Raw genomic sequence first — 17,584 nt, 5'->3', positions numbered from 1 at the left:
AATATGTTATTTATACCAGATTATTCCACTGCTAATCTTTTGATTTATATTAAATTTTCATTTCACGGAAGGTTAGGTTTATACGAGGGGAAATTATTTTTTTCGTTTTGGGGACACTGTGTTGCCAGTGTTTTTGCACTTGATCGCCCATCCATAATAGCGATCCGGAGGCTAAGCAAAGTTCGTGGCGTTGATCGGTGGCCGATTTTAATAGAAAACGTCGACTACTGCCTAGCGACACACTGGCTATTTTGGGGTTATCTCCTAATTCTGGTTCATTATCCCTATGCCAACCCATACTATCATTACCATCGCGATACAGATTTATGAGCACGGCGTTGAATGAGGTTTCTGTGTATTCTTCGACGCGCTTTTTAATCTCCGCAACAACGGGGTGCCAAGGGTTTTCTGCCAAGGTTAAACCGGAATAGGTATAGGTGATGCCAGAATCAGCCATAAAGGCTTGTAAGCGCGGAATAGAAACCCATTTACCAAACATTCGGATCTTGTCTTGTTGCCAAGATACCTCTTCATATAGTGAGGTGTAAAAATACTCGGCTTCGTTTGGATTTATAAATGTAGGATCAAGCCAACAGTCCAGATCATCGGCAACATAGTTTTTCACATTTAGATCCACTTCAGCATGGCTTGGCTCAACGCATGACTAATATCAATATCATTACTTGTGTGAGGCACACTGTTACAGGTAATGATCTTGGCTTTTATAGCGAGTTCATTAAAGTCTTCATCAGAAAACAGACCATGCACTCCGATACAGGTAGGGGACTTTAACCCAAGCTGATGCAGGTGGGTAATTGTTTCTAACATGGTTTTACCGCTTGAAATAATATCGTCTACCAACACGGGAGTATGATCTATCCACTGTTCGATTTCAGGCACTGACACTTCGACAGAGTAATCCCCATGACGAACTTTTTCTAATACTTGAAAAGGTGCTTTGGATAAATGTGCTACTTCGCTCACCCATTGCTCGCTTTCACTATCAGGGCCAATAAGAAGAGGTTTTGCAATATGTTGATTTATCCAATCGGCAATCATGGGTGCTGCATGTACTACGGAGCTTTTTAAACTGTAGATCTCATCTAAGGAGTTATAACGGTGTAGATGGGGATCTAGCGTGACTAACCAATCGAACTGCTCTGAGAGTAGATGCGCAAAAGGTCGTGATGAAACCGCTTCCCCAGGGTGAAAGGCTTTGTCTTGGCGCATATAAGCGAGGTAAGGGGTTACTAACCCAATGCGAGACGCTCCTAAGGATTTCAGTGTATGGGTTAGAAAAATGAGTTTGAGTATTTTGTTATCGGGGTGGTGTAAGTTACAAAGCACAATAACCGAGCGATGTTGGCACTCGCTTAAGATACGCAGATAGCTTTCGCCGTCAGGGAAGTTGCGCAGATCTAACTTACCGACTTCTGCATCGACCTCAATCGCCAGGGCTTGAGCAAGGTCGTGGTCACTTTCTAAATTGAATAGAATAGGCTGCATTTTATGAAGGCTCCCTTCCAGCAATAATCTGGATAATATCCGAATGATCTTCTAAATAATCGACGGCGTAACTTAGCTCGCCTGAGCTTTCCGCATGGATAGTTAGCAGAGGTTGATTCAGATCGATTTTATCACCGAGCTTACAATGCATATCTACTCCTGCCGCTAAGTCGGCTGGCGCTCCGGCTAATTTGGCTACTTTAGCGAGCTTACGGTTATTAATTTGATCAACGATGCCTGTTTTCTGGGCAATTAATTCATAACGGTAGGGCGCGATAGGTGGTGTTTTAAGTACCCCCTGGGCTTTACAGATCGCCTGAAACTTCTCCCAAGCTGCTCCTGACTCTAAAATGCTCAGGGCTTGTGTATAGCCTTCGCCCTCTGGCAAATCGTTAATCAGGTCTAACATGGCGCCAGCAACTTCTGCTGCACGCTGCCGTAAATCTGTGGGCATATCTTGTTGGTTTTGCAGTACTGATAAAATATCTCTTGCTTCAAGAGCCGGCCCGATGCCTCGACCTATAGGCTGAGATCCATCGGTCAGTAGTGTATGTACAGTCAGCCCTAGGGTACTGGCTACGGCTTTAAAGTTATCCGCAAGCGCTTGTGCAGACTCTTGGCTTCTCACTTTAGCGGTTTCGCCTACCGGAATATCAATCACAACGTGAGTAGCACCCGCGGCTATTTTTTTTGAGAGCACTGATGCAATCAATTGACCTTCACTGTCTATATCTAAGGCTCGCTCCACTTGGATTAACAGATCATCAGATGGGGAAAGCCTTACCGATCCACCCCATGCAAGGCATCCACCTTCTTGTTCAACTACCGAGCGCATCTGCTCGAGGCTCAAACTGACATTAGTTAAAGTCTCCATGGTATCGGCAGTCCCGGCAGGAGAGGTAATGGCCCGTGAAGATGTTTTCGGCATAGTTAACCCAGCGGCTGCTAGAATCGAAACAATAATGGGGGTTGTGCGATTACCGGGTAACCCGCCGACACAGTGCTTATCCACAACTTGAGGTAAGCCCCATTCGATTTGGCTGCCAGAATCGACCATTGCTCGGGTTAGATCGGTGATCTCTCGAATACTAAGCTTGTCTGAGCCACAGGCTGTTATAAACGCGGCTAGGTGCACATCGGCATAGCGCCCTGCGACAATATCATCGATGATTTCACGGAGTTGTTCTTGACTGAGTTCGCTACCAAATACTTTAGCGCGCAGATAGGAGAGGGATTGCACGGGTTTAGGGTGAGATAACCAAACAGAATTCCCCTCTCTCAGCTCCATTCTTTTCCAAGCAGATTCAGAAAAACCGATCTCACCGGGCATTAAAAGGTTGCTTGTTACCATATTGAGGGTAGCGATCAGGTGTTTTCGTTCCGTCCGAACCATCACCCGAGAGAGGGCAGAAAATCCCTCAGAGCGGCAAACTGGACTATCATGACGAAGGTAGATCGTGGGTTCTTGATGCGTATCTAACCCAAGTCGGCAAGCGCTTAAAGGGGCCATAGGTTCTGACATCTTTGATTTTCCCTTTTCCCAGTATCACTTACAGTATATGAGTGATTAAGCGGATGGAAAACCTTGTTGATATAGAACGATGGAATAGTGATTTTATGAGGTGACATGATGGATTTAGCTACAGAAGCTTGTGAAAGCTGCCATAAAGATAGCCAAGCCTTAAACGAATCAGAAATAGCGGTGTTACTGAAGTCGCTGCCCGCTTGGGAGATTGTTCACGTAGACGGTGTGCCTACGCTGCAACGTGATTTTAAGTTCAAAAACTTTGTTGAGGCCTTAGCGTTTACCAATAACGTAGGAGAATTAGCAGAAGCTCGAAATCATCATCCAGATATATTAACCGCTTGGGGGCGAGTCCATCTCACTTGGTATACCCATGCTATATCGGGTTTACATCGGAATGATTTCCGCTGCGCAGCTGCATCTGATCAGTTATTTAACTGAGAGATAAAAATTTATTGCTTTAGGGCAAGAATACTTAGCTAGGCAATTCCACCGGAGAAATAACTGCTGTTAGAATGAAACTTCACATTTTCTTGCGGAGCTTTACGTAAATGGAACGTAGATTCAGGCTGGTTTTGGCGTGTCCCGATAGAGTGGGCATTGTGGCGATGGTAAGTAACTTTATCTCTAGCCATGGTGGCTCGATTTCTGACGCTAACCAACATTCTGATAGTACAACTGGCTGGTTCTTTATGCGTGTAGAGATCAGTGCGGCAACGCTGCCTTTCTCCCTCGAAGAGTTAAAGTCTGCTTTTGCACCGATAGCGCAATCCTTCAATATGGATTGGGATATTACAGACTCCGCTACCCCTAAGCGTGTGATATTGATGGCGAGTCGAGAAGCACATTGTCTTGCTGATCTTCTCTATCGTTATCATGAAGGCGAATTAGACTGTGAGATTCCTTGTGTTATCTCCAATCACGACGATCTGCGCAGCATGGTCGAATGGCATAATATTCCTTTCCATCATGTGCCTGTGGATAAAGAGAATAAACAGCCTCATTTTGAGGAAGTGAGCCGTTTAATCCGCGAACACTCTGCGGAAACGGTCGTGCTTGCGCGTTACATGCAGATCTTACCGTCGGATATCTGTGCTGAATATGCTCATCGCATCATTAATATCCACCACAGTTTCTTACCGTCTTTTGCCGGTGCAAAGCCATACCATCAAGCCCATGAGCGTGGTGTAAAACTGATTGGTGCAACCTGTCACTATGTGACTGAAGAGCTAGATGCAGGCCCGATCATTGATCAGGACGTTGTGCGTATCAGCCACCGTGATCTACCAGAAGATATGGTGCGTTTAGGGCGTGATGTGGAAAAAACAGTGTTATCTCGCGGTTTACGTTGGCACTTAGAAGATAAGATCTTAGTGCAGGGTAATAAAACGGTTGTTTTCAATTAATTATTTTAATTGCGCAAAAATCAAAAAAACTGCTTAGGGGTCATAAGTTGGCTCTTCTCCCTACAAGGTATTAGCCCGTTGCGCGTTAACCTATTCTCATCGGGCTTAACCTTGATCTGATCGCTTGCGAGTTGCCACTGTTAGGTGTACACATAGAGGTAGCCCGGTTGAAAATTCACCGGTTTACCTTGTTTGGGTGGTTTGGCAGGTCGATGTTTCCAGACCTGTTAAAGCTGCCGGCCATGGAGGAATGGTAATGCTAAGATCCGTAAAAGCTCAGGATTACATGTGTGAAGACTTAATCACCTTTACCCCTGAAACCGATCTTTTTGATGCGATAAATCAGCTACTCGAATACCGAATCACAGGCGCGCCTGTAGTCGATAAAAATGGCAAACTCATTGGCTTAATGTCAGAAGTTGACTGTCTAAAAGCGATCCTGACTTTAACCTACCACGAAGAAGAGATGGGTGGCCTTGTCGGTACTTACATGTCGGAAGAGGTTTACACCATTAATCATGATGCCGACATCATAAAAGTGGCGGAAGAATTTATTAATAACAAACGTCGTCGTTTACCAGTAGTAAAAGATGGTAAACTGATCGGCCAGATTAGTCGTCGGGATGTATTACGCGCAGTAGAACGTTTTGCTCAGGATGGCTAATCACGTTTGATGGTCACAAGCCGCGGCTCATCACTGCGGCTTTTTTGTTTATGGTATTCGGTTAACGAAATGCCAAATCTGTTTAGGTAAGATTACATATTCATGAGTTATGTTTTTTCTGAAACACCTATCTTGCTATACCCATCCTTAGTCAAGGAGGTAGGTGTTGAAGCGGCTGTATTGTTGACGCTCTATCATCAAAGGGTAGAACGTCTCCAAAATGTAACGGATACAGACCAAGCGCCAGAACTTATATTTTCTCGTGAACAATGGCTTGCGTTAGGTGAGTTTTGGGACGAAGAGCGATTGGCTCAATTAACCAGCGAATTAGTCAGTGCAAACATCATTGATGCCGCATTCGCTAATGATGGTCGTGTAAGAATCCGCTTTGTTGTTGAAGAGCAAGTCTCTGAAGTAACCTTTGATGAAGTGCCTGAAGGCGATGTTGAGATTGTAAGCCGGTTACCGGTTATGGAAACGATTCCGACACAGGTTGAAGAACTGCCTGTAGAGGTTGAGCAATCTGAGCCGAGTTATGCACAATCGAATTATAACCAGCAAAATCACCCACAAACTCAACCTGCACAATCAGGCTATCCACAGGATCAGTATCCAGAGATGAAGGATACGCCGTACTATCCTGATCAAGCGCCAGCAGTGCAGCCACAGAATATCCCTAACCCTGGTCCTGCTCCGACCTTTGGTGGCAGCATAGGTTGGGCGAGAAAAGCACAGCAGGTTAATAATGGCCGCTCTGATGAGTTACAAGTGTGTTTTAATAAACAAGAGCAGCGTAAAAAACAGCTTCAAGGAATGGAGCTGAATTGGCAGCCGTCCGACAATTTTTATGCGTTGCTTCCGCGGCATAATATATCGCCACAATTTGCACAAACATGTTTGGATGAATTTGTGCTTTACTGGTTAGATAAAGACCGTAAAGAAACCAACTGGGATCAGAAATTCCTAGCTTGGGTAAAAAGGGAGTGGATTAACAAGCAAACTAGGGATGGACGTCAACAACGTATAAATAACGAACAACAAGGCAAAGGTTTCAGCCATGAAAACCCCCGCAGAGATACTCGCGAAAAACGACAACGGGTTACCGCAGCAATCATGGACATCAAGGACACCGACTGGTAACCAAGAGCAGGGAACAAAAACTGCTCAGCGAGAGCTAACAGTCGAAGTCAAAACGCTGGTTAATATGATATTTGCGCGTTTTATGGCGATCTATGGCCATAAATTTAAGAGCTGTTTTGAGACCCAAGACGAAATCCGTATCGCAAAACGTGAATGGGCACTTAGCCTTGGTGGCTATACCGAACACGAGCTGGTGGCTGCAATTGATTATTGCAAAGAGCACAGCGCATGGATGCCGACGATTTCCGAGTTTCTTGATGTACTTCGTACCCAAACTGGGGATCATGGTTTACCCGCAACGAAGCATGCTTATGAAGAAGCGTGCCTAAATGCGGATAAAGCTTCGACACACAAATGGACCCATCCAGCGATCTACCATGCCGGTAAAGCAACGGGTTGGTTTCGTTTGCGCACAGAAGCTGAAGTCGATGTTTTTCCAGACTTTCGCTACAACTATGATGTAATCAGTCGGAGAGTACGAGCAGGAGAGCAACTCGATCTACCTGTTGCAGTAGCCTTACCTGATAAAAGTGATAACACGCTGTTTGCGTTTATCCAAAGCTGGGGTGAAGAGCATAATCTGAAACCTGAAATCGCTAGTAAATGGCTGTTCTACCTGACTAAACCTAAAGGCACGATGGTGCGTAAGCGCTTTCAGCAACAAGCCCAAGTAGAAGCAAACGCGATGGGAATTACCTTGCCAGATGATTATCAATAAAGTAACCCTGATCAGACTTTAAAAAGCAGTTCATTAGAACTGCTTTTTTGTGTTTGATTAATGTTCTAAAGCGTACTGATTTTTGTAGTTTTTTATTGTTTTTTAATAAGAGTTATTTGAAAAGTAATTAGCCTTTGGACCTAAGGGCTGAAAACATTATCGCTAGATTATTATCTTGTTTTTCTTATGTTTAAATTAGGCTTAACTGCTACACTTAAAGCTACTTTAGATGTTTCGTTTTAGGGGAAGGCGAATGGATTTACGTAAGGCTAATGTTCCGGTTTTTATGAGTGGAACAGGTGTATGTTTAGCTAGTTTTATTTCTATTTTATCCTCAAACCTTTTTGCAGCTGATCTTTCTAATTTGTCAATAACCTCTCTTGAGGATCTTTTAAACCAAGAAGTTACTTCGGTTTCTAAGAAACAAGAAAATTTATATACCGCTCCTGCTGCAGTGTACGTTATCACCGCTGAAGATATACGTCGACGTGGTGTTACTAATATACCAGAAGCTTTAGCAATGGCACCTGGGCTCTTAGTGAGATCGATTGACGGAAATAAATGGTCGATTGGTGCAAGAGGGTTTTCTGGCATTTATTCGAATAAGCTTCTCGTTCAAATAGACGGTCGAAGTATATATACCCCAACATTTTCCGGGGTTTATTGGGGGCAGCATAATATCCCAATACATGAAGTGGATAGGATCGAGGTTATTAGGGGTTCCGGTGCAACCTTATGGGGTGCGAATGCTGTTAATGGCATTATCAATATTATCACTAAGCATTCATCAGATTCTCAAGGGGGGCGCTTCCAAGCCTCGATAGGAAATGAAATAGAGGGAAGTGCTAGTGCTCGTTTTGGCGGCCAAGTAAACGAAGATGCATTTTTCCGTATAAATGCCCAAATGTCCAACAGGGATGATAATAGTCTGTCTGGCAGTTCGGGTTATTCTCATGATGCTAGTAAAGATAAAAGCTTTGCATTTCGCTTAGATGGATCAGCAGATGATGTTCATTCATGGGAGCTATCTGGTGGATATCACGATAATAAGCAAAAGCAAACACTATCAGTTTTAAACCTTCCCCCACCTGTTTTTTCTAATAGGGATGTAGAAGATGAAGTAGATATGCAGGCATTGTACTTGAACGGACAGTGGCAGTATCAGCATGAAATGGGTGGGCAAAGTCAGTTTCAGATTTTCATAGATAACTATGAACGCGAAGAGCTATTTTTGGCACAAGAGGTGACCACGTTTGATTTAGATTATCAACTCACTTTGCCTGTTTGGGGGAAGCATAATGTAATCATGGGCGTGGGGTACCGGAATATAGATGCTGATTATACAAATTCTTACGCAGTGGGAGTTTTACCTTCAGAAGTTAATCTTGATCTCTTTAGTGCTTTTATTCAGGATGAATATTCGCTTGTTCCGAATAAGTTATCCCTTACTTTAGGATCAAAATTTGAAAACCATGAATACACAGGATGGGAAATTCAGCCGAATATTCGATTGGGTTACACTCCTGCGCCGGGGCATTTTTCGTGGGCTTCTATTTCTCGTGCGGTTAGGACTCCATCTATTGCAGAAAGGGGAAGCCTTATACAAGGAGGTATTACTGTACCGATTTCAACATGGGTACAAGGAAACCCCGAAATAGATTCTGAAAAAGTTACTAGCTATGAATTAGGTTACCGTTACTTTTCAAGTAACCAATATACGGTAGATTTGTCATTTTTTTATAATGACTATGACAACTATCTCTCATTTGAACAGATTAATCCTATAGTTTTCCAGATGGATAATAAGCTATCAGGAAAATCTTATGGTATGGAGCTTTCAACTGTATGGCAGCCAATGGCAAATTGGCAGTTAGCTGCCAGTTATAGTTACGTTGATGTAGATATGCTTGCTGATTTGGATGGTATGGATCCGTTGAGTGAAAGTGTATTAAACGAAGCATTTGCTAAGAATATGGTGAAATTGCACTCAGCTTGGGATATTAATCAGGCTTGGTCGTTGGATGCATGGCTTTATTATATAGATGAGGTGCCAGTACCAAGTAACTTTGCTCTTTTCGAAGGTATAAGTATAGATGATGCGCTTACTTCGCACTTCAGGTTAGCTTGGAGAGCCTCGAAAGATATTGAGCTGTCGCTGACTGCAAAGAATGCTTTTGGCAGTAATTCAATCGAATCAGTTGGGGAAACTTTTTCCGCGCCAGCCGAGATCGACCGCTCAGCTACTTTATCAGTAGTTTGGGATTTCTAACTTGTTGTTTGCAGTAAAAATGTGGTTTGGGGAAGTTAAGAGTAAAATATGGATTACTTTAAGCCTCATTGTGGCTGTGTTTCTATTGCCTTCTAAAAGCTTTGCTCTATCTGAAGAGGAGTTGCAATTAGCTCTTTTATTGAAAGTGTCTCAATTTACAATATGGGAAAATAGGCAAGATCAGGAGTTTCTATTCTGTTTATACAGAGGCAAAGAGTACCAGCCTATTGTGTCTTCGATAAAGTCGATGCCTACAGTAGGTGAGCTACCTGTAAAATTTGTTTTTTTAAAACAAAACTCATTAGTACATAGTATTCAACAATGTCATATCCTTTTTGTCACTGAGCTTTCGGCCGTTGAGACAAAGCAGATATTACGACGCTCTACTTTCTCTTCAACCCTTACTGTTAGTATATTGAATGGCTTTGCAGATATAGGCGGTATGATTGAGTTAGTAAAGCTGGACAATCGTTATACATTTCGCATTAACTTATCACCTGTAAAAAAATCTGGCATTAGCATTTCTTCTTCTTTGCTTGAGATTTCTACAGTTATAAAAGGAGAAAAGTAATGTTTTTCTCCTTAAAAAAGCAATCTTTGAGCTTGGCCGAAAAAATCAAACGTATGGTATTTATTACCAGTGTTACCGTACTGCTGGTGGCTTCTGTTTGTTTCATGGCATTGGAGTGGTCGGTTGCACGTCAGAGTTTGGTTGACCGTATTTCTTTAATGTCTGAATTAGTTGCGGAGCATTTGACCGCATCAGTTAGTTTTGGTGACCAAGCTACAGCTAAACGATTTTTAAACTCATTTAGAAACAATCCAGAAATTGAATATGCACTAGTTGTTGGCGAGGATAATAAAATATTTGCTAGTTATCTGGCCCGAAACGCTATACTACCTGACAAACTTACTCGTCCATCTAAACCTGATCATAGAAATGAATTAACTTATCGGTTTTCTTTACAGTATTTCTATCTGTGGCAAATAATTGAGTTGAATAATCAACCCATTGGCACTTTATATATCACGGTCTCCCTGAAAGATTATTGGACTCAATTATTATCGTATTTAATGTCTATGTTAGTGGTTATAGGCATCTTGATCTTGCTTTTACAAAGAGTAGCGAAAAGGTTTAAGCAAAGCATCTCAGGACCCATAGATACCATTTTAGAAAGAATGATAGCAGTGCAAAATAGAGGAGATTATTCTGTCAGGTTGGATGTGAATCGATCTGATGAGCTTGGTGACATCATGTCTCAATTTAATAATATGGTTGCCAAGATCGAGTCACGAGACCAACAGTTAGTCGAAAAGAATCAAGAGATTGAAAAGCACGCGTTTTATGATCCGTTAACAGGTTTACCAAATCGCAGATTGCTAGCCGAGCAATTAAAGCACGAGATTAGAGCTGCTCACAGAACGAAGCAATATGGTGCGGTTTTCTATATTGATCTTGATAATTTTAAAACGATTAATGATTCCTTAGGGCATGATTCTGGAGATAAATTATTATGGGCTGTTGCTGATCGTATCAGACGTGACCTACGTGAAAGTGATATATGTGCCCGAATTGGTGGTGATGAATTTATTGCAGTGTTACCAGACCTAGGTGAATGTGCTCATTCAGCAGCAGAACACGCTTTATCGATTGCTGAACAACTTAGATCTGTGTTAACCAGCGCTGTGCAGGTGAACGAACGTTTTGTTCATACTTCAGCGAGTATCGGTATAAGTCTCTTTAATAGTCAAACTGAATCAGCACAAGAGCTGCTTAAACAGTCTGATATGGCTATGTATGCGGCTAAGGATTCTGGGCGAAACTGTAGTTACTTCTTTTCCGAAGAGATGCAAGAAGATGCGATAAACCGTCTGAATTTAGAAGAAGAATTAAGAGAGGCGTTGAAAGAACCACAAGATAATTTTGAGCTATTCTATCAGGCTCAGGTGAATGAAAACGGTGAATGTGTAGGTGCCGAAGCTTTAATACGTTGGCATCATCCTTTACGGGGCTTGGTTCCTCCAGGCGTTTTCATTCCACTAGCAGAGAAAACTGGACTTATTGTTCCTTTAGGTAATTGGATTATCGACTCTGCCTGTAAGCAATTAGCGCTTTGGCAAAAACAAGGGAATACATTCACAGTGGCTATTAACGTTAGTTCGAATCAGTTCTTAGATATAACATTCTCAGAATACGTTAAAAATACACTGGCGCTTTATAATGTCATGCCAGGAACACTAGAAATAGAAATAACAGAAAGCATTATTCTAGATGATAAAAACAAAGCGGTTGCAAAAATGGCTGAACTGCGGGATCTAGGATTAACTTTTTCAATAGATGATTTTGGTACGGGGTATTCTTCTCTTCAATATCTGACGACATTGCCTATATCAAAATTAAAAATAGACCAATCTTTTGTGCGTCAACTTCATAGTGATGATAACGATGCAGCGGTCGTTAAAACTATTATCTTAATGACAAAAAATCTTGGCCTGAAGGTATTAGCAGAAGGTGTCGAGCACAAGGACGAATACGATTTTCTACTTGAAAATGGATGCGGACTTTTTCAGGGATATCTTTTTTCTAAACCTATAGATATCCAAGCATTTGAACAAGCTTACTTTACAAACAAGAGCAGTATTTCATCCTTAAGTCATTAGTTAAAAGCTCTGAGTTCTTTACTAGGGAAATGTCTAGAATTTTGGGGTCTTACCAGAAGTGATTCGCCATTTTAATGCCGATATTAAAGCTTATTGGCAAGAGGGTGTTGGAGTACTGGAAGAAAACTTCATTTTTGATGATGGTGAAAAACAACGCCGGGTTTGGACGCTGACACCTGATGGTTCGGGAAACTACATTGCCGAAGCGAATGATGTGGTTGTGCCTGCAAACGCGCTGGTCAGTGGCAATGCGTTGTTTATGCAATATGTTCTTAGAGCGCCTTATAAAGATGGCACTATCGATCTGACCATAGATGACAGAATGTATCTGGTATCACCGTCAGTAATTGTGAACGAGTCAAAGATGAAGAAATTTGGTATTTCGGTTGGGCAGGTGCTGCTAACGATTGTTAAAAAATAGGTTGATGTAGGTTTTTACGTTGAAGGTACCGGGGCGATTACATAATGCTTGCCCCGATACTTATGGAATTTATTGCAATAATCCAGTTACCAATACAGTTCTACTTTTTAAGGTACGCAGGTGAAATTTCTTCTGAACGGTGAGTAAATTTCCCTTCTGTACACACAGCTAAGGCACTATTAAATCGTTCTAAAAAGCCCGGATTGTGTCTTAGGAAATGATGGCCAAAATAGACACCTAAATTGTGGCTGTGAATTACTTTCCTTTTGGTCATCGCTCTCTGTTTGTCAGTCATCGCATGATCCATCGCTTGCTCATTCATCAAAAACGCATCTATACGTTTATGTATAAGCATGGACAGCAGTTGTTCACTATTCGTCGGCGGGTTTCCGGTAACTTTATAGCCATTGCTTTGCAGCCAGCTGTGCATGTTTGATCCCAAAAAGCTGGTGGTCACAGCGTTCTGTTTAAATTCTTCAGATTCAGGATCTAGAGGTGAATCTTTGAGTTGGAAGAACGTCCAGTTCTGGGTTTCTATAGCACCTGAATGGGTTGCATAACTATCGCGGCTTTTTTTATGGGATGCTGAAAAGAAACCGTCTGCTTTACCTTGTTTTGTAAGCAGTTTTGCTCGATTGAAAGGCCTTGCGTGTATTGCAACCTTTTCGGGCATCGCTTCAAAAGCACAACGGATATTCTCTACTGACGTTCCGGTTATTTTGCCATCAACTATTTCCGTATAAGGAGGGTAGGGCATCGTCAATAAATGCACTGAATCGGAATCGAATTTTTCACCCTCAACCGTGTCCATGTTTATATCATCTTGTGCTAAGGCTGGAAGGCTTAATGTGCAGATTAATAAACACGTTTTAACTCGCATATACATACCTATCTATTCGATATGACTACTGACCAGATAAAGGCTGAAACTGAATTAAGTCGCTAACTGCCTCTATGTGGATTCAGTAATAAAATATAGTTGAGAATTTTGAAGTTTGTAGGAATTGGAGGATTTCTTCGGCGCAATCAAACCTTTGAGGGTTAAACCAGAAATTACTGACTTTTTACATGGTCGGGCATCTACGTTATTTTGAAGGCCGCTTTTTAAAATAGCCCAAAGGAAAGGGATAGATGAACAAGCCTGTGAATAAAATAGAGTCGGACAAATTTTGGGATGGCGTTGCTGCAAAGTATTCGCAAAAAGCCGTTCCCAATGAAGCGATGTATCAAAAGAAATTAAAGGAAACGCAAAGTTACTTTTCTGCTGATATGCGTGTGGTTGAGTTTGGCTGTGGTACAGGTACGACTGCTATCTATCATGCGCCATTTGTTGGTCATATTGATGCCATAGATATCTCCGAAAATATGTTGGAAATTGGGCGAGAAAGAGCGCAAGAAGCAGGTGTAGGGAATGTCGATTTTCATCGAGGGACATTACATGATTTCAATGCTGAGACTGAAAGCGTTGATGCGGTTTTGGGCTTAAATGTGATTCATTTGATTCCCAACTGGCAAGCGGTGATTGCAGAGGTCGCTAGAATCTTAAAACCCGGTGGCGTTTTTGTGAGTAGTACCGGTTGTTTGGGTGGTTCTTACATGCGCTTTATTAAACTGATTGTGCCAGTGGGGAAGTGTTTTGGGCTAATGCCCGATCTATTCGTGATCACAGAAGATGAATTGGCCGATGAGATTAAAGCCGCTGGCTTTAGCATTGAGAGCCAATGGCATTATGGCCATAAAGATATGGAAGTGTTTATCATCGCACGTAAGAATGCTCTTTAATCTCTTAATCAAAGAGCATTCTTTGTCTGTTTAAGCTTTGTAATCCGCAGCTTCTAAACCATGTTTTTTCAATAGCTTGTAGAGGTCGGTACGATTTCTTCCCGCTATTTTTGCCGCTTGAGAAACATTGCCTTCGGTAATCTGTAATACCTTTCTGAGATAGCGCTTTTCAAAATCAGCGCGGGCGTCGTTAAAGTTCTGGATCACCTGATCCTGATTGACCAAAGCTCGATTAACGGCGCTATCAGATATGACTGGCGTAGTGCTTAAAGCCGTTACCTTCTCGATAACATTCTCTAATTGACGGACATTACCGGGCCAAGCCGATTGAGCTAGAACCTGAAGCGCATCTGAGGAGATATTCTTTACCTTGGGGTTATGCTTCGCTGCTGCTTGCTCAACAAAGTGGCGAGCCAATGGCGGAATATCTTCAGGTCGTTCAGCAAGCGGTGGTAAATGAAGATTCACCACATTAAGGCGGTAGAAAAGATCCTCTCGGAACTGTTGCTCTTGCATTGCCACTTCCAGATCGCGGTGGGTGGCAGAGATGACACGCACATCGACAGGAATTGTGTCGGTAGAACCCACTGGTCGGATTTGTCTTTCCTGTAGAACGCGTAACAATTTAACTTGAAGAGATAGCGGCATATCGCCAATCTCATCCAGAAACAAAGTTCCGCCGTTGGCTGCTTGGAAAAGACCTTCGTGCTTGCTGACAGCTCCAGTGAATGCGCCTTTGGCGTGACCGAACAGTTCGGACTCCAAAAGTTGCTCTGGTAGCGCACCACAGTTAATCGCAATAAACGGTTTTTTATGGCGTGGACTTGCTTGATGGATAGCGTTGGCTAATAGCTCTTTACCACTACCGCTTGGGCCTGTAACGAGCACACTCACATCGGAGCCTGCGATCTGTTCTGTTTCCTGAAGCAAGCTCTCCATAATTGGGCTGCGACAGATAATATTTTTGCGCCATGTACTATCGGATCGACTTGTACCCGCAAGGGCTGAATTAATTGTTTCTAACAGCTGGTCTCTATCGATAGGTTTGGTGAGAAAGCCAAAAACGCCTTGTTGAGTTGCCGTTACTGCTTCTGGGATTGAGCCATGAGCCGTAATGATGATGACTGGCAGCTGCGGATAGCGTTGTTGCAGTTGTTGGAAAAGGGCAAGGCCGTCCATACCTTCCATACGAAGGTCAGTGATGACCAGGTCGATCTGATCATCGAGAATCTCAAGTGCTTGTTCAGCGCTCTCTGCGCAACTGATTTTAAATCCGCTAGCCTCTAAGCGCATTGAAAGTAGTTTTAGTAGAGAAGCGTCATCATCTACCAATAAAACACGAGGGGTCATTCCTGTACCTCACGCTCATTGTTTAGATCGGTTTCAATCTGAGTGAGGGCATCGATTTTAACTTGCAGGTTTCGATTCTCTTCTAACAAATTATCCTGCTCCGCTCGCATCCATAACAACGCGGTTGCGAACTGGTTACGAATATCTAGGTAACGATCCCCAGGGCAGGATGGATGAGGGTAGAGCACAATTTTAGAAAAATTACGTTTGGCTTGCTGTAATTGCTCTGTTGAAGAAAGCGGTGTTGAGAGAAGTAGAGCTAATAGGGCGCTGTCTTTACTGCGAATAGCTCGCTGCATGATACTGCTGCGCTGATCAGGCTTTTGTAAAAAGCGGCTTTCAATGCCTTGTAACTGATCAAGTCGTGATTCATTGATACGACAGATTGGCTTCTCTGTTACTTCTGGTTCAGGCATTGGTGATTTTGTCGGTACAAATTCACACCCTTGTAGAAACATTAACAAGATGAGTGGAGCGTATTTAATCATGGGTATTAAGCTCTTTAACTGGCAGGCTGACGCGGAAGCTGACAAAGCTATCCTGATTGCTATGTAATGTGACGTGGGCACCTAATGAGTCAGCGGCATCTCTAACAATACTCAATCCGATACCGGAGCCTTTAACAGGTCCAATGCGTCGATTTTGTCCTTGGTAGAACGGTGTAAATAGGTGTGGAATATCTTCATCTGGAATGATGGGGCCGTCGTTACCCACTTCTATAACTAGATAGTCTGCTTGTACGTTGGTGCTAACCAGTAAGCGGCCACTAGAGCTTCCATAGAGGGCCGCGTTTGATATCAGGTTGCCGATAATACGGATAAACATTGCTCGGTCAGTAAACCATTCGCTATCTTCTTGTGGCAGCTGCACCAGCATCTTCTTTTGTTCGAGCAATAGCTTATAAGGCTCAATCGCTTCGTTAATAACCGGCAGTATATGTACTTGATGGAAGTTAACCGGTTCATTCTGATTTAGTCGGCTGTAGTCCAATAGTTGTTCAATCAAAGACTGTAATTGACGTGAGTTTGTCTGCAGCAGATTAGCTACTTCAAGCTGGCTGGTATTAAGCTCGCCAATAACCTGTTCTGCTAGAAGGTCAGAACCTTCACGCAGCGTGGTCAATGGCGTTTTTAATTCGTGAGACATATGGCGTAAAAAACGCTGTTTCTCGTTTTCTACTTCAGCTAATTGTTCTGTTAGCCAATCAAGCTGCCTATCTAACTCGACTAACTCATCCGGTCCGCCGACTTTGGCACCAATATATTCTTCGCCGGTTCCTAATGCTTGTAACCGCGCGGCGATCCGGTTAACTGGACGGATAATTTTAAAACTGAAAAATAGGATTAACAGGGCTTCTAAGCCGAGAAGAATAATCGCTAAGGTACTTAATTTAGTCTGTGTTGTTTGCGCAGTTTCGTTAAGCGCTTGTAAGCGCTGATCTAAGACTAAGTCGATCTGTTCGTTAACCACACGGGTGAGGCTGAGTAGTGAATTAGCCTCAATAGGGTGAGCGCGTTCGATACCTTCGAGTAATTCAGTGATCTCGTTAGCTTTTTTCTGCTCATTAAGCAGGAAGCTATGGATTATCAGCGCTTGTCTGTATTCCGACAAATACTGATTTAAACGTTCTTGAATTTCAGGCTTAGCTAAAATTTGGTATTGTCTTGCAGAGCGGGTGATATCTTCGGCTAATCGTTCGAGTTGTTGGCCTCTGCGCGTCACCTCTAAAGCTTGTTGTGCGAGCACACGGCCTTGCGCCGACTGTTCCACAAGAGCATCAGTAGCGTAAAAAATGAGGATGCCGAAAGGTGTCACGACAACCAAAAAGGATAGAAGTACCAGCTGCTTCAATGAGCTGAGTCGCCATGGTTGGCGAGTCGATTTGGCCATTAAACAATCATAGTTAAACAAGTGTATGAGTATTATCCATCAATTCTGCCTTAATTGGGTAGTCTCCATTATCTGTGGATAGACGGATTAAGGGGGAGGGGTGGCCGGGATCATCCTGATCACCGGCCATGTTAAAACAGAGCTGGCGGCTATGTTGTGGACATGGATGCTCTGAATCAACTTGTTACCTGTTGGTACTCGACTAACTGAGCTGAGGCTGTCTCGGAATCAGTGGGGCTAGTCTTATACCAA

17 protein-coding genes are annotated in these 17,584 nt (G+C 42.9%); 10 read left to right on the top strand and 7 right to left on the bottom strand.

The window, feature by feature from the left end:
- Positions 1-49 precede the first annotated feature (49 nt).
- The 3 genes from ACMXYS_RS12425 to ACMXYS_RS12415 are packed head-to-tail and all read right to left on the bottom strand — an operon-like array spanning position 50 to position 3,028.
- The gene (locus ACMXYS_RS12425; protein ID WP_415896702.1) at positions 50-625 is read right to left on the bottom strand and encodes an alpha-ketoglutarate-dependent dioxygenase AlkB family protein; all 576 of its coding nucleotides are present in this window, start codon (positions 623-625) and stop codon (positions 50-52) included.
- Positions 626-627: 2 nt separating this feature from the next.
- Positions 628-1,506, bottom strand: a complete 879-nt coding sequence (locus tag ACMXYS_RS12420) for a ribose-phosphate pyrophosphokinase (RefSeq protein ID WP_415896701.1) — start codon at positions 1,504-1,506, stop codon at positions 628-630.
- Between the two features lies 1 nt (position 1,507).
- Positions 1,508-3,028, bottom strand: coding sequence for a thymidine phosphorylase family protein (locus ACMXYS_RS12415; RefSeq protein ID WP_415896700.1), 1,521 nt, complete (start codon positions 3,026-3,028; stop codon positions 1,508-1,510).
- Positions 3,029-3,133: 105 nt separating this feature from the next.
- Here ACMXYS_RS12415 and ACMXYS_RS12410 point away from each other — a divergent pair, with 105 nt between their 5' ends.
- The 9 genes from ACMXYS_RS12410 (at position 3,134) to ACMXYS_RS12370 (ending at position 12,310) form a co-directional block, all read left to right on the top strand.
- Positions 3,134-3,472 (top strand): 4a-hydroxytetrahydrobiopterin dehydratase, encoded by a 339-nt coding sequence (locus ACMXYS_RS12410; protein ID WP_415896699.1) that lies wholly within the window; start codon positions 3,134-3,136, stop codon positions 3,470-3,472.
- A 110-nt stretch (positions 3,473-3,582) separates the two neighbouring features.
- Positions 3,583-4,437, top strand: coding sequence for a formyltetrahydrofolate deformylase (gene purU, locus ACMXYS_RS12405; protein WP_415888885.1), 855 nt, complete (start codon positions 3,583-3,585; stop codon positions 4,435-4,437).
- A gap of 256 nt (positions 4,438-4,693) precedes the next feature.
- Entirely contained in the window at positions 4,694-5,101 is a 408-nt protein-coding gene (locus ACMXYS_RS12400) for a CBS domain-containing protein (RefSeq protein WP_415881960.1), read from the top strand.
- A gap of 102 nt (positions 5,102-5,203) precedes the next feature.
- Positions 5,204-6,241 carry a DnaT-like ssDNA-binding domain-containing protein gene (locus ACMXYS_RS12395; RefSeq protein WP_415881959.1) on the top strand — a complete coding sequence of 346 codons (1,038 nt, stop codon included), beginning with the start codon at positions 5,204-5,206 and terminating at the stop codon, positions 6,239-6,241.
- Positions 6,159-6,959, top strand: a complete 801-nt coding sequence (locus ACMXYS_RS12390) for a replication protein P (RefSeq protein ID WP_415885397.1) — start codon at positions 6,159-6,161, stop codon at positions 6,957-6,959. The genes ACMXYS_RS12395 and ACMXYS_RS12390 overlap by 83 nt, the downstream gene beginning before the upstream one ends.
- A gap of 253 nt (positions 6,960-7,212) precedes the next feature.
- Complete coding sequence (locus tag ACMXYS_RS12385) at positions 7,213-9,228, top strand: TonB-dependent receptor plug domain-containing protein (RefSeq protein WP_415896698.1); 2,016 nt, start codon at positions 7,213-7,215, stop codon at positions 9,226-9,228.
- Between the two features lies 1 nt (position 9,229).
- Positions 9,230-9,799, top strand: coding sequence for a YfiR family protein (locus ACMXYS_RS12380; protein ID WP_415896697.1), 570 nt, complete (start codon positions 9,230-9,232; stop codon positions 9,797-9,799).
- Positions 9,799-11,889, top strand: coding sequence for a putative bifunctional diguanylate cyclase/phosphodiesterase (locus ACMXYS_RS12375; RefSeq protein ID WP_415896696.1), 2,091 nt, complete (start codon positions 9,799-9,801; stop codon positions 11,887-11,889). Before ACMXYS_RS12380 ends, ACMXYS_RS12375 begins: the two co-directional genes overlap by 1 nt.
- 58 nt (positions 11,890-11,947) lie before the next feature.
- Entirely contained in the window at positions 11,948-12,310 is a 363-nt protein-coding gene (locus ACMXYS_RS12370) for a DUF3833 family protein (RefSeq protein WP_415896695.1), read from the top strand.
- 100 nt (positions 12,311-12,410) lie between these two features.
- On the opposite strand, the gene ACMXYS_RS12365 is transcribed toward ACMXYS_RS12370, so the two are convergent.
- Positions 12,411-13,121 carry a hypothetical protein gene (locus ACMXYS_RS12365; RefSeq protein WP_415896694.1) on the bottom strand — a complete coding sequence of 237 codons (711 nt, stop codon included), beginning with the start codon at positions 13,119-13,121 and terminating at the stop codon, positions 12,411-12,413.
- A 320-nt stretch (positions 13,122-13,441) separates the two neighbouring features.
- Here ACMXYS_RS12365 and ACMXYS_RS12360 point away from each other — a divergent pair, with 320 nt between their 5' ends.
- The gene (locus ACMXYS_RS12360) at positions 13,442-14,092 is read left to right on the top strand and encodes a class I SAM-dependent methyltransferase (protein ID WP_415896693.1); all 651 of its coding nucleotides are present in this window, start codon (positions 13,442-13,444) and stop codon (positions 14,090-14,092) included.
- A gap of 30 nt (positions 14,093-14,122) precedes the next feature.
- On the opposite strand, the gene ACMXYS_RS12355 is transcribed toward ACMXYS_RS12360, so the two are convergent.
- From ACMXYS_RS12355 to ACMXYS_RS12345, 3 genes are read right to left on the bottom strand one after another with little or no spacing between them, the layout of a single operon-like run.
- Positions 14,123-15,442, bottom strand: a complete 1,320-nt coding sequence (locus ACMXYS_RS12355) for a sigma 54-interacting transcriptional regulator (RefSeq protein ID WP_415896692.1) — start codon at positions 15,440-15,442, stop codon at positions 14,123-14,125.
- A complete protein-coding gene (locus tag ACMXYS_RS12350) occupies positions 15,439-15,930 on the bottom strand; it encodes a hypothetical protein (RefSeq protein ID WP_415896691.1) in 492 nt (163 codons plus the stop codon). Before ACMXYS_RS12350 ends, ACMXYS_RS12355 begins: the two co-directional genes overlap by 4 nt.
- Entirely contained in the window at positions 15,923-17,332 is a 1,410-nt protein-coding gene (locus ACMXYS_RS12345) for an ATP-binding protein (RefSeq protein WP_415896690.1), read from the bottom strand. Before ACMXYS_RS12345 ends, ACMXYS_RS12350 begins: the two co-directional genes overlap by 8 nt.
- Between the last annotated feature and the right edge of the window lie 252 nt (positions 17,333-17,584).

The sequence above is a fragment of the Neptuniibacter sp. QD57_21 genome (assembly GCF_047778075.1).
GTDB lineage: Bacteria > Pseudomonadota > Gammaproteobacteria > Pseudomonadales > Balneatricaceae > Neptuniibacter.
Note: the sequence above shows the minus strand (reverse complement) of the source record. Positions and strands in the feature narration are given on the sequence as shown.